Origin of the sequence: Lederbergia citri, from assembly GCF_018343625.1 — a bacterium.
Taxonomy (GTDB): domain Bacteria; phylum Bacillota; class Bacilli; order Bacillales; family Bacillaceae_C; genus Lederbergia; species Lederbergia citri.
Map to the genome: position 1 here is coordinate 475,913 of NZ_JAGYPG010000001.1, position 13,333 is coordinate 489,245.

At 36.8% G+C, this 13,333-nt stretch carries 15 protein-coding genes; all 15 read left to right on the top strand.

The window, feature by feature from the left end:
• Positions 1–174: 174 nt before the first annotated feature.
• Positions 175–408: an acyl carrier protein gene (locus KHA97_RS02540; RefSeq protein ID WP_213123182.1), complete on the top strand. Its 234-nt coding sequence runs from the start codon at positions 175–177 to the stop codon at positions 406–408.
• Between the two features lie 162 nt (positions 409–570).
• Positions 571–1,299, top strand: a complete 729-nt coding sequence (rnc, locus tag KHA97_RS02545; protein WP_213123183.1) for a ribonuclease III — start codon at positions 571–573, stop codon at positions 1,297–1,299.
• A 33-nt stretch (positions 1,300–1,332) separates the two neighbouring features.
• Complete coding sequence (smc, locus tag KHA97_RS02550; protein WP_213123184.1) at positions 1,333–4,899, top strand: chromosome segregation protein SMC; 3,567 nt, start codon at positions 1,333–1,335, stop codon at positions 4,897–4,899.
• A 19-nt stretch (positions 4,900–4,918) separates the two neighbouring features.
• Entirely contained in the window at positions 4,919–5,914 is a 996-nt protein-coding gene (ftsY, locus tag KHA97_RS02555) for a signal recognition particle-docking protein FtsY (RefSeq protein WP_213123185.1), read from the top strand.
• A gap of 97 nt (positions 5,915–6,011) precedes the next feature.
• The gene (locus KHA97_RS02560; protein ID WP_213124277.1) at positions 6,012–6,344 is read left to right on the top strand and encodes a putative DNA-binding protein; all 333 of its coding nucleotides are present in this window, start codon (positions 6,012–6,014) and stop codon (positions 6,342–6,344) included.
• 11 nt (positions 6,345–6,355) lie between these two features.
• On the top strand, positions 6,356–7,702 hold the full coding sequence (gene ffh, locus KHA97_RS02565) for a signal recognition particle protein (RefSeq protein ID WP_213123186.1): 1,347 nt from the start codon (positions 6,356–6,358) through the stop codon (positions 7,700–7,702).
• 374 nt (positions 7,703–8,076) lie between these two features.
• A complete protein-coding gene (gene rpsP / locus KHA97_RS02570) occupies positions 8,077–8,349 on the top strand; it encodes a 30S ribosomal protein S16 (RefSeq protein WP_213123187.1) in 273 nt (90 codons plus the stop codon).
• 11 nt (positions 8,350–8,360) lie between these two features.
• A complete protein-coding gene (locus KHA97_RS02575; protein ID WP_213123188.1) occupies positions 8,361–8,594 on the top strand; it encodes a KH domain-containing protein in 234 nt (77 codons plus the stop codon).
• Positions 8,595–8,749: 155 nt separating this feature from the next.
• Complete coding sequence (locus KHA97_RS02580; protein WP_213124278.1) at positions 8,750–9,142, top strand: YlqD family protein; 393 nt, start codon at positions 8,750–8,752, stop codon at positions 9,140–9,142.
• Positions 9,143–9,146: 4 nt separating this feature from the next.
• Positions 9,147–9,662, top strand: a complete 516-nt coding sequence (gene rimM / locus KHA97_RS02585) for a ribosome maturation factor RimM (protein WP_213123189.1) — start codon at positions 9,147–9,149, stop codon at positions 9,660–9,662.
• Positions 9,662–10,381 (top strand): tRNA (guanosine(37)-N1)-methyltransferase TrmD, encoded by a 720-nt coding sequence (trmD, locus tag KHA97_RS02590; RefSeq protein ID WP_213123190.1) that lies wholly within the window; start codon positions 9,662–9,664, stop codon positions 10,379–10,381. Before rimM ends, trmD begins: the two co-directional genes overlap by 1 nt.
• Before the next feature lie 152 nt (positions 10,382–10,533).
• Entirely contained in the window at positions 10,534–10,878 is a 345-nt protein-coding gene (gene rplS / locus KHA97_RS02595) for a 50S ribosomal protein L19 (protein WP_213123191.1), read from the top strand.
• A 211-nt stretch (positions 10,879–11,089) separates the two neighbouring features.
• Positions 11,090–11,632, top strand: coding sequence for a signal peptidase I (gene lepB / locus KHA97_RS02600; protein WP_213123192.1), 543 nt, complete (start codon positions 11,090–11,092; stop codon positions 11,630–11,632).
• 20 nt (positions 11,633–11,652) lie between these two features.
• Positions 11,653–12,510: a ribosome biogenesis GTPase YlqF gene (gene ylqF / locus KHA97_RS02605; protein ID WP_213123193.1), complete on the top strand. Its 858-nt coding sequence runs from the start codon at positions 11,653–11,655 to the stop codon at positions 12,508–12,510.
• A 42-nt stretch (positions 12,511–12,552) separates the two neighbouring features.
• The gene (locus KHA97_RS02610; RefSeq protein WP_213123194.1) at positions 12,553–13,323 is read left to right on the top strand and encodes a ribonuclease HII; all 771 of its coding nucleotides are present in this window, start codon (positions 12,553–12,555) and stop codon (positions 13,321–13,323) included.
• Positions 13,324–13,333: the final 10 nt, after the last annotated feature.

Consider the following 13,333-nt stretch of genomic DNA (forward strand, 5'->3'; position numbering starts at 1 on the left):
GGAAAACAGTAATAGGTGACAACACTAGCTGAAAAGTAAACGTGTGAAAATACTTAATAAACAGTATTCTTTTTACATTTTAAAAAGATGATTCACTTTACAGGAAAATTTCTTATAGGCTTGTTTATCTTTATTGGGATATCCTATATAATGTTTTGAGGGGAGGTGAATCAAATGGCAGATACACTTGAACGCGTAACAAAGATTATTGTTGACCGTTTAGGCGTCGAAGAATCTAAAGTAACGCTTGAAGCTTCTTTTAAAGATGACTTAGGAGCGGATTCCCTAGATGTTGTAGAACTTGTCATGGAATTTGAAGATGAATTTGATATGGAAATTTCCGATGATGATGCAGAAAAAATTGCAACAGTAGGCGATGCTGTCAATTACATAGAAAGTAATAACTAGTCGCTCGAGTAAGAAATGTCCCGTTGAAGTCGACGGGGCATTTCTACTTTAATATAAGGCTTTTTTCTTAAATTTTGTTGTTTTTATTAAGTATTATACAATTACAATAACAATTTTTGCGAAAAAAGCTTTAAATAAAAGATTTAGCAAGGTGGATAGCATATGCGGAAATCATATCGTGAAAAAAATTCAATGAATAAAATTATTCGCAGTTTTAAGGAGTTTCAAGCTAAACTTGAGCTCCATTTCAACGATGAAACACTATTAATGCAAGCATTTACACATTCATCCTATGTGAATGAGCATCGGAAAAAACCTTATGAAGATAATGAAAGACTGGAATTTTTAGGTGATGCAGTATTGGAATTATCAGTTTCTCAATTTTTGTTCAATAAATTTCCAATGATGAGCGAAGGGGAACTAACGAAACTGAGAGCAGCAATCGTTTGTGAGCCGGCATTAGTGGGTTTTGCGAACGAATTGAATTTTGGAGAATACGTTTTACTAGGAAAAGGAGAAGAAATGACTGGTGGCCGCACGCGCCCTGCCCTCCTTGCCGATGCATTTGAAGCGTTCATTGGAGCTTTATTTCTTGATCAAGGACTAGAAACCGTCATTACATTTTTAGACAAAGTAATTTTTCCAAAGGTTGATTTAGGTGCTTTTTCTCATGTGATGGATTTTAAGAGCCAATTGCAAGAATATGTCCAAAGAGAAGGTTCTGGTACATTGGAGTATACGATACTTCAAGAAGATGGTCCTGCCCATAATCGAATATTCGTATCGCAAGTTTCCCTAAACAATGAGGTATTAGGGGAAGGATCAGGACGATCTAAAAAAGAAGCTGAACAGCATGCTGCTCAAATGGCTTTAGGAAAATTAGAGGAATAAGAATACAAAGATGTACTTTAGGAAGTGATACTTTTGTACCTTAAACAACTGGATATAATTGGATTTAAATCCTTTGCCGAAAAAGTAACAATTGAATTTGTTCCGGGTGTTACAGCTGTAGTTGGTCCGAATGGCAGTGGAAAAAGTAATATTACAGATGCTATTCGTTGGGTGCTTGGTGAGCAATCAGCAAAATCACTGCGCGGTGGAAAAATGGAAGATATTATTTTTGCCGGCAGTGATTCTAGAAAACCGCTGAATTTTGCTGAAGTGGCATTAACTTTAAATAATGAAGATGAAGCTTTGCCGATAGATTATAACGAAGTTTGTGTAGCAAGAAGGGTGTTTAGATCAGGAGATAGCGAGTATCTACTAAATGGACAAAATTGCAGACTTAAAGATATTATCGATCTTTTTATGGATTCTGGACTCGGAAAAGAAGCTTTTTCCATCATTAGTCAAGGGAAAGTTGAAGAAATTTTAAATAGTAAACCGGAAGATAGACGGACTATTTTTGAAGAAGCTGCTGGTGTACTAAAATATAAGACCCGCAAAAAGAAAGCGGAAGTCAAGCTGCAAGAAACTAGTGATAATTTAAATCGTGTGAACGATATCCTTCACGAACTTGAGAGCCAAATTGAACCACTGAAAATCCAAGCCTCCATTGCGAAGGATTATCTTGAAAAGAAAAAAGAACTCGAAAATCATGAAGTGGCACTAACTGTGCATGAGATTGGAGTTTTGCATGAAAATTGGGAAGCCTCTAAACAAGAATTGAATAAATTAATTGGGCAAGAAGCAGAACTATCCAACAATATTCAAGCGAATGAAACAAAACTCGAAAGTGAAAGAAGTAAACTTTCTAAATATGATGAAACTATTGCGAACTTACAATCAGAGTTGCTTACATCGACGAAAGATTTAGAGAAACTCGAAGGAAGACGCGAAGTTTTAAAAGAAAGAAAACGAAATGCTTCTCAAAATACAGAACAGCTGAAAAAAAATATTGATGACGCCATTTTAAAGGTGAATCAAATAACGGAAAAACGTAATACAACAAAAGCGGAAGTAAGTTTAAAAGAAACAGAAGTACAGAATCTACAAAAAGATTTGGAAGAGAAAAGAAAACAGTTAAATCAATTAGACGGCACGATTGAAGATACAATTGAATCTTTAAAAAGTGATTATATTGAAGTTCTTAATGAGCAAGCTTCTGCCAAAAATGAAATGCAATATTTAGAACAGCAGCTAAATCAGCAAATTGCCCGAAGCAATCGTTTAGATGGGGAAAATGAGAAATTTATAGAGGAAAGAAGCCATATTGCCAGCCAACTTTCAAATAAGATGGAAGAAGTGCAATTGTTAGAAACAGAAATTGCAAAACAATTAGACCAATTTAATGAAGCAAAGAAAAACATTGAATCTCTGAAAGAGCACCTAGACAAACAGACATCTATGCTCAATCAAGCGAATCAGTTTATCCAAAAGGCACAATCTCGAAAAGAAGCATTAGAAGAAATGGAAGATGATTATACCGGCTTTTTCCAAGGTGTCAAAGAAGTATTGAGAGCCAAAGATAATACTTTGCAAGGAATTGAAGGTGCTATTCTTGAACTAATACAAGTTCCCAAAGAGTATGCTAAAGCAATTGAAATTGCCCTTGGCGGCTCGATGCAAAACATTGTCGTCAAAACAGAAAAAGATGCAAGGGAAGCCATTCAATTTTTGAAAAGAAAACAGTTTGGCAGGGCAACTTTTTTACCTTTAAATACAATTAAGGAAAAGAGCATACAGCCAAGTCAAGAAGCAATTGTTGCTGCCCATCCATCTTTTATTGGGATAGCCTCTAATCTTGTGAAATTTCAAAGTGACCATGCTCCTGCCATAAATAGTCTTCTAGGGAATATTATCATTTCCAGAGATTTAGCAGGTGCTAACCAGATGGCAAAATTATTACACCATCGTTATAGAATTGTCAGCTTAGATGGTGATGTAGTAAATCCGGGCGGTTCTATGACAGGCGGGGCTTCAAAACAATCAACCAGCTCATTACTCGGTCGTAAAAGTGAACTGGAAGATTTAAAACATAAGCTAGAAGAGATGAAGGAAAAAACAGCCGTCTTGCAAGAATCTTGGGACAAAGCGAGAAAAAGTCTCACCGATGAAGAGAATCTACTAGAATCTATTCGTTCAAAAGGTGAGGAGCTTCGTATTAAACAAAGGGAAGCCGAGTCAGCACTTGTTCAAATCGAGATCAATAAAAAGAATGTGGATGATCGACTTGCCGTTTATGATCTTGAAACATCAGAGCTAAAGACAGAAAAAAATAAAATTAACGAAAGAATTAATGCGCTCTCTGAAATTATTTCGACTTGTGAAGATAAAATTCAGTCGTTAAATGATAGGATTGAACGATTAACAGCTCAGAGAAATAATGAAAGACTATCTAAGGATTCGTTGGCAAAAGAAATTACAGACTTATCCTCATTGCTGGCAGTTGCAAGAGAACAATTATCATCTTCACGCAATGCTTTTCATTCACTAAATCAAGAATTAACGGAATTGGAAACTCAAAAGAATGCTTTAGTGGATGATCTTCAATGGCTTGAAAATGAAATGACAGGTCATCATTCCACTGAAGACGAGCTTGTGGAAGAAACTGAAAAGACAAAAATAGAAAAAGAAGCAACAGAACAAAAATTATCTGAACAGCGTGAAGAAAGACTTCAATTGCAAATTTCGATTGAACAGAGCGATGCAGAGCTTAAAGAGTTAAAAAGGATATATAGTGGCATCAACGTAATGCTTAAAAATGAAGAAGTAAAGAGTAATCGTCTCGATGTTGAACTCGATAATCTCTTAAATAAATTAAGAGAAGAATATGAGTTGTCTTATGAAGGCGCGAAAGAAAAATATTCCTTATCTTTGCCGGTAGAAGAAACGAGGACGAAAGTAAAGCTTATTAAAATTGAAATCTCAGAACTAGGAACTGTAAATATGGGAGCGATTGAAGAATATGACAGGGTATATGAAAGATATCATTTTCTTCAAGAGCAGCAATCTGACTTAACGAATGCTAAGGACCAATTATTCCAAGTGATGGACGAAATGGATAGTGAAATGGAAAAAAGGTTCAGCATGACATTCTTTGATATTCAAAGTGAATTTGAAGGTGTATTTAAAGCTCTGTTCGGCGGTGGAAGAGCGGAATTAACCCTTACAAATCCAGACGATATGTTAAATACCGGAGTCGACATCGTTGCTCAGCCTCCTGGGAAAAAACTGCAAAATTTAAGTCTTCTTTCCGGAGGAGAACGCTCTCTGACTGCAATCGCACTATTATTTTCGATTTTGAAAATCCGTCCCGTTCCTTTTTGTATACTTGATGAAGTGGAAGCGGCTCTAGATGAAGCAAATGTTCAACGATTTAGCCATTACTTGAATGAATTTAGCAAGGAAACACAGTTTATTGTTATTACCCATAGACAAGGGACGATGCAGGGTGCAGATGTTCTATACGGTGTAACGATGCAAGAATCCGGCGTATCCAAAATCGTTTCGGTCAAGCTGGAAAAAACGAAGGAAATGGTACAAATATAATGAATCGAGGTTGTGTAACGTGAGTTTTTTAAAAAAATTAAAAGAAAAATTCACTTCATCTACTGATCAAGTCTCATCTAAATTTAAAGATGGACTGGCAAAAACAAGAAGTCAATTCTCAGGGAAAATAAATGATCTCGTATCACGATATCGAAAAGTGGATGAAGAATTTTTTGAAGAGCTTGAAGAAATCCTAATTCAAGCTGATGTTGGCTTTGAAACAGTAATGGAAATAGTGGAACAACTAAAAACTGAGGTAAAGAAAAGAAATATAAAAGATCCGGCAGATATTCAATCCGTCATCTCTGAAAAATTAGTCGAAATTTATGAATCTGGAGATGAAAAGTCAAATCAATTAAATCTCCAAGATGAAGGATTAACTGTTATTTTAGTTGTAGGAGTAAATGGAGTCGGAAAAACAACGACTATTGGGAAGCTCTCCCATAAGCTGAAACAAGATGGAAAAAAAGTTATGCTTGCAGCTGGGGATACGTTTAGAGCCGGTGCCATTGAACAATTGGAAGTATGGGGAGAACGTGTTGGAGTTGATGTCATTAAACAAGCTGAAGGCTCTGACCCCGCCGCTGTTATGTATGATGCTTTACAAGCGGCGAAATCTCGCAATGTAGATGTATTGCTCTGCGATACGGCTGGCAGATTGCAAAATAAAGTAAACTTAATGAAAGAATTAGAGAAGGTAAAGCGCGTCATTGAGCGAGAAGTTCCTGGAGCACCACATGAAGTGTTATTAGTTCTCGATGCAACGACCGGCCAAAATGCCTTAATACAAGCGAAAACCTTTAAAGAAGCTGTTCGTGTAAGTGGAATTGTATTGTCAAAGCTTGACGGTACAGCAAAAGGCGGAATTGTACTTGCCATTAGAAATGAATTAGACATTCCTGTAAAGTTTGTTGGACTTGGGGAAAAAATGGACGACCTTCAAGAATTCGATGCGGAAAAATATGTATACGGACTTTTTTCGGATGCTATAGAATCTTCAGAAGACCTAGATTAATTCTCGTGATAAAACTAGGAATGTTGACTTTTATAAAATAGAAATGTATGATTTGGGTGTAAAGGATTTTAACTTAACAAGGGGGATTAATATGACAATGCTAGAGAAAACAACGCGCATTAATTATTTGTTTGATTTTTATCAAGCGTTGTTGACTCCTAAGCAACGCAGTTATATGTCCCTATATTATTTGGATGATCTTTCACTTGGTGAAATTGCGGATGAGTATGAGGTAAGCCGTCAGGCAGTGTACGACAATATTAAGCGCACGGAAGCCATGCTGGAGGAATATGAAGAAAAACTGCAGTTGTTTCACAAATTTCTAGAGCGCGGTAATATTATCGAGCAAATGGAAAAATGTTTGAGAGATAATGAATTAGACAGTACCAAGTTAGGGAAATATTTGGTATTGCTTAAGGAATTGGATTAGGGGGCGGCAAAATGGCATTTGAAGGATTAGCCGACCGGTTGCAAGCGACAATGCAAAAAATCCGGGGTAAAGGAAAAGTATCGGAAGCTGACGTGAAAGCAATGATGCGTGAAGTTCGTCTTGCATTGCTTGAAGCGGATGTTAATTTCAAGGTCGTTAAGCAATTTATTTCTAAAGTAAGCGAGAGGGCTGTTGGCCAAGAGGTAATGAAAAGCCTCACACCCGGCCAACAAGTCATAAAAGTCGTTAAGGAAGAACTGACAGAGTTAATGGGTGGCGAACAAAGCAAAATTGCTGTTGCCAATCGCCCACCTACTGTCATTATGATGTCAGGACTTCAAGGTGCCGGTAAAACAACGACTACAGGAAAATTGGCCAACTTATTGCGAAAGAAATTCAATAGAAAGCCGCTTCTTGTTGCTGCTGATATTTACCGTCCAGCTGCGATTAAACAGTTGGAGACATTAGGTAAACAGTTGGACTTACCTGTTTTTTCTTTAGGTGACAAAGTAAGTCCAGTCGAAATTGCACGTCAGGCAATCGAAAAGGCAAAAGAGGATCATCTTGATTATGTTCTCATTGATACTGCGGGTAGACTTCATATTGATGAAGAATTGATGGGTGAACTGAAAGAAATTAAGGAAGTTGCAAAACCTGATGAAATTTTTCTAGTAGTCGATGCGATGACTGGTCAAGACGCAGTAAATGTCGCCCAAAGCTTTAATGAACAACTTGAAATTACCGGAGTGGTTTTGACTAAACTCGACGGAGATACACGTGGTGGTGCGGCATTATCTATTCGTTCCGTTGCTGAAAAGCCTATAAAGTTTGTTGGGATGGGCGAAAAAATGGATGCATTAGAGCCTTTCCATCCAGAGCGAATGGCTTCTAGGATTCTCGGAATGGGTGATGTGCTTACCTTAATTGAAAAAGCCCAAGCTAATGTAGATGAGGAAAAAGCAAAAGAGTTGGAACAAAAGTTCCGTACAGCTTCTTTTACATTGGATGATTTTCTCGAACAATTAGGCCAAGTTAGAAATATGGGTCCTCTTGACGAGTTATTGAAAATGATGCCTGGTGCTAATAAAATTAAAGGTATGAATAATCTGCAAGTCGATGAAAAACAAATTGGTCATGTCGAAGCAATTATTCGTTCCATGACTAAAAAGGAAAAGGAACACCCAGAAATCATAAATGCTGGAAGAAGACGTCGGATTGCCAAAGGTAGCGGCACAACTGTACAAGAGGTAAATCGCCTTCTCAAGCAGTTTGATGAAATGAAAAAAATGATGAAACAAATGACAGGTATGCAGCAAAAAGGGAAAAAGCGTGGGGGCTTTAAGCTACCATTTATGTAATATTTTTATGTCTAGCTGCAGGCGCCAGCGGCTTGAGGTCAAATAACCTGGGCCAATAAACTCAAAGAGCAGACTTTTTGCTTCTTAGAATATTTGCTTGTCGCCGATAATCGCGCGCCTTGCGCTTTTCGTTGTCTAGCTCCAGCGCCTATCGACTAGCAAACTTCTTGTCCTTCTCCCTACGATAAGTCAACTTCGATTCGTCCTATTGGACTCATCGTGTTTCCTTTATCTCAGTCTAAGGCCCGAAGTTTGTACGTCGATGAGCAAGGCGCATACGCTTTTCGTAACTGTTAAGAAAAAATACTTTACAAACAAATATAACATCTGTTATTATACTATCTTGTGTGAAACTATTCGGAGGTGCTATTAAAATGGCAGTAAAAATTCGTTTAAAACGTATGGGAGCAAAAAAATCTCCTTTCTATCGTATCGTTGTAGCTGATGCTCGTTCTCCACGTGACGGACGCATCATTGAAGAAATTGGAACATATAATCCAATCTCTCAACCAGCTCAAGTAGCAATTAATGAAGAAACAGCATTAAAATGGCTTAAAGATGGTGCAAAACCTTCTGACACAGTCCGCAACTTATTTTCTAAGCAAGGCATCTTGGAAAAATTCCATAACGCTAAGAATAGTAAGTAATTGTGATAGTCATGAAAAAGCTAATTTTGTCGATTGTAAAGCCGATTGTTGATTATCCCGATGATGTTCGGGTACGTGAAGTAGAAGAAGATCAGCGAATTACTTACCACCTTTCTGTTCACGAAAAAGATATAGGAAAAGTAATAGGAAGACATGGTAGAGTTGCAAAAGCAATTAGGACAGTAGTCTATGCCGCAGCAGGATTAAAACAACATAAGAAGGTTTACATGGAAATCGACGAATAGGGAGGCAGCATACCTCCCTTTTTTGTTTATACTTATATGACTTTAATAAAGATATAGATGAATTTCTTGATATGTTGATTGTAGCGTAAAGTGAGTGCCGCGCACGCAAATCAAAGGGCTAATTACATATAAAAGACTCTCGGAGGATGATAATGATGAGAATTCTCCAAACCGTATCTGTTAAACAGGTATTAACGGAAATGAGCAAGTATAAACTACTAAAAAAATATAAAGATAATAAACAACAGCTGAAAAAGGAATGCGAGCAGCTCCTCTTTGAGATGAAAAAATTAGATAGAACCCGAAAATACACTCCTGCTGGTTTGAAAAGTCAATTTGACAAAGAGATTGATATTCGAAAAGAAAAAATAAAGCTGATTGACTTTCAAATTGAACAGCTTGATTTGCTACCACTCGGAAGTGAGCTTAATGATCAAGACGTACAAGCCCTAATTGATATAAAAGTCGGAGATAATTGGGAAGAAGTTACAAAAGGAAAAACAATTATTATTAAAGATGGTACCATCATAGAAATTCGGGAGAGGTGAGGTTATGAATTGGTTTAATGTAGGGAAAATCGTAAACACTCACGGGATAAAAGGTGAAGTGAGAGTCATTTCTAAAACAGATTTTCCGGAAGAACGATATTCTCCTGGTAGCACACTTTATCTTTTTTTGCCGAAGACAAAAGAACCTATCGAACTTATTGTAAAAAGCCATCGCACACATAAAAATTTTGATCTTTTAACTTTCGAAAATTATTTCAACATAAATGATGTAGAGCCATTTAAAGATGGGATATTAAAAGTTTCAGAAGAGCAGTTAAATGATTTGTCTGAAGGCGAATACTATTTTTATGAAATTATCGGATGCACCGTCGTTACGGAAGATGAGGAAGAAATAGGCGTAGTAAAAGAAATTCTCACTCCAGGTGCAAACGATGTTTGGGTTGTTAAAGGGAAGGATGGCAAAGAGCTGCTTATTCCTTATATTGATGATGTAGTCATTGATATTTCGGTGGAAAATAAAAGAATAATCATTAATCCAATTGAAGGGCTACTTGAATAATGAAAATTGATATTTTAACTTTATTTCCGGATATGTTTTCAGGAGTGTTTGGATCTTCTATTTTGAAAAAAGCAGAGGAAAAAGACGCAGTAACATATAATGTCGTAAACTTTCGTGATTTCTCAAATGATAAACATCGTACCGTCGATGACTATCCTTATGGAGGGGGAGCGGGAATGGTTTTAAAGCCCCAGCCAATATTTGATGCAGTTGATTATTTAAAAAAGGATAGTAAAGTGAACCCGCGCATTATTTTGCTTTGTCCTCAAGGGGCAACTTATAATCAGAAAAAAGCAGAAGAATTGGCAAAAGAAGATCACTTAATTTTTATATGTGGACATTATGAAGGTTACGATGAACGGATAAGGGAGTACCTTATTACAGATGAAATATCGATTGGTGATTATGTTTTGACTGGCGGCGAGCTTGGTGCCATGGTTGTAATTGATTCAGTTGTACGTTTGCTTCCAGGTGTGTTAGGTAATGATGAATCACCAATTTATGATTCATTCTCTTCAGGTTTATTAGAACATCCTCACTATACACGTCCAGCCGATTTTAGAGGAATGAAAGTCCCGGAGGTTCTTTTATCTGGGAACCATCAGAAAATTAATGAGTGGCGCGAAAACGAATCAATGGAACGAACAAAAAACAGACGCCCTGATTTGCTCGAAAAATATTTACAAGAAAAAAATAAAAAAGCGGATCCTACGGATTAAAAATTCCTGAAAGATACAATTGCAATCAATATATGTGTATGTTAATATAGTTTTTGTGGCTATGGCTTATTAGCCTTTTTAAGCCTGTAACAACGGTGTTCCGCTGCATGTTTGCTGTTTGCAAGAGCGTCGGTTGGAAGGAGATGAATACGATGCACAAAATTATTGAAGAAATTACTAAAGAACAACTTCGCAATGATCTTCCAGCTTTTCGCCCTGGTGATACTGTTCGTGTCCATGTTAAAGTAGTAGAAGGTACACGTGAGAGAATCCAGTTATTCGAAGGGTTGGTCATTAAGCGCCGTGGGGGCGGAATTAGTGAAACATTCACTGTCCGTAAAATCTCTTATGGTGTTGGAGTTGAGCGTACATTCCCTGTACACACTCCAAGAATTGCGAAACTTGAAGTAGTGCGTCGCGGTAAAGTTCGCCGTGCGAAACTTTACTATCTACGTAAATTACGTGGAAAAGCAGCTCGTATCAAAGAAATTCGATAATCTATGTTTAAACGTTAAAAGGAGCTTGGTTTCAAGCTCCTTTTATTCATATGGAGTATATTAATACTGCTATTGAATAAGAGACTAAGAAAATAGACCCATTATAAAAGATAATATATGAATTAAGTTTATTTTTCATATACAATAGTGTATACATAAAGAAAAGCTATAATTTTGTATAGTGTAGTGATCTCTATTGGATGGTGAAACGATGACTAAAGAAAAAAATGAACTATGGGAATGGACAAAGGCTCTACTGATAGCAATCGGATTGGCAGCAATTATAAGATATTTTTTATTTGCACCAATTGTAGTGGATGGATATTCAATGATGCCCACCCTACACAATGGGGACCGAATGATCGTGAATAAACTAGGAAAACCAAAGCGATTTGATATCATCGTTTTCCACGCACCTGAACAAAAAGATTATATTAAACGAGTAATTGGATTACCAGGTGATACAGTTGAATATCGGGATGATACACTTTATATTAACGGTAAACCGTATGCAGAACCATACTTGGAGGCATATAAAAGTCAAATTCTCGAAGGGCCTTTAACGGAAGATTTCACATTAGAAGAAACTCCTGTTGGTCAAAAAACGGTACCTGAAGGTGAATTATTTGTGATGGGCGACAATCGAAGATCTAGTAAAGATAGTAGACATATTGGCTCTATCCCGTTAGAAAAAGTCATTGGTGATACGAATATTGTATATTGGCCATTTAAAGATATTAGATATGTTAAGTAGATGGTTGGAGGCATAGATTCATGACTATTCAATGGTTCCCTGGACATATGGCAAAAGCACGCAGGGAAGTAACAGAAAAGCTAAAATTAGTTGATATTATATTTGAACTCGTTGATGCCAGGATCCCTGATTCTTCCTCTAATCCTATGTTAAAGGAGATTATTCAACAAAAGCCACGACTAATTTTATTAAATAAAGCGGATATGGCCGACCAGAAGTTAACGAATAAATGGATTGATTATTATTCGAATCAAGGACATACAGCCTTATCAATCAATTCGCAAGCCGGTACAGGTATTAAAGAGATTGTGAAAGCTTCAGAAAAAATATTACAAGAAAAAATTGAGCGTCAAAGAGCAAAAGGACTAAAGCCAAGAGCGATTAGGGCTATGATTATCGGGATACCAAATGTAGGTAAATCAACGTTGATCAATAGATTGGCGAAACGTAATATTGCAAAAACCGGAAATACTCCTGGCATCACGAGGGCCCAGCAATGGATTAAAGTAGGTAAGGAGCTTGAACTTTTAGATACTCCTGGAATACTATGGCCGAAATTTGAAGATCCAGAAACCGGATATAAGCTTGCTTTAACGGGAGCCATCAAGGATACCTTGCTTAACATGCAAGACATAGCAGTATTTGGACTAAAATTTTTACAAGACTATTACCCAGAAAGACTTTTAGAACGTTATCAATTAACGGAGATTCCAGAAGAAATATCCGTTTTATTTGATAGGATTGGTCAGTTTAGAGGAAGTCTTACTTCCGGTGGAAAAGTGGATTATGACAAAACAGCTGAAATTGTCATAAGAGATCTTAGAATGCAGAAATTTGGCAATCTGACATTTGATTTGCCGGAAATAAAGCCGGAATGAGATCCCATTATGGGGTCTTTCATTTTTATTTGGAGCTGGAATATGGAAAAAATATCTATTAAAGAAATTAGAAAATTAATGGAGAATGTTCAAGATGAAAATGATCCATTATTGATACAGCTATCTACAGATGCTAGAAAAGGAGTAAAGGATTTACTCGATAAGTGGCATCAAACGAAACAGCAAGAAAAAGCTGATCGAGATCATTATACACTTATGCAAACGTATGAAATAAAGGCAAGGACAGAAGGTTTTCATTTAATTGCTGGTATTGATGAAGTTGGCAGAGGTCCTCTAGCAGGTCCAGTAGTGTCTGCAGCTGTTATTCTTCAAGAAAATGCATATATTCCTGGGTTGAATGACTCGAAAAAACTTTCAGAAAAAAAGCGTAACGAGTTGTACAAACATATTATGGATGAAGCAATTGCGGTTGGAATTGGGATCATTTCAGCTGAAGAAATAGATAGAGTTAATATTTATGAGGCAACTAAAAAATCTATGTTGGCAGCTGTTCAAAATTTAAAAGTTCAACCGGATTACTTATTATTAGATGCAATGAAACTGAATAGTATCTATCCTGAAACCTCTATCATTAAAGGTGATGCTAAAAGTGTATCAATTGCTGCCGCATCTATTGTGGCAAAAGTAACACGTGATAGAATGATGGAAGAATATCACATTCAATATCCGCAATATGGTTTTCATTTACATATGGGCTACGGCACAAAACTACATCTCGATACTCTTGATACTCACGGCCCTTGTACAATACATAGAAAATCTTTCGCTCCAATAAAACAGCTGTTTGAATAGAGGTGACATT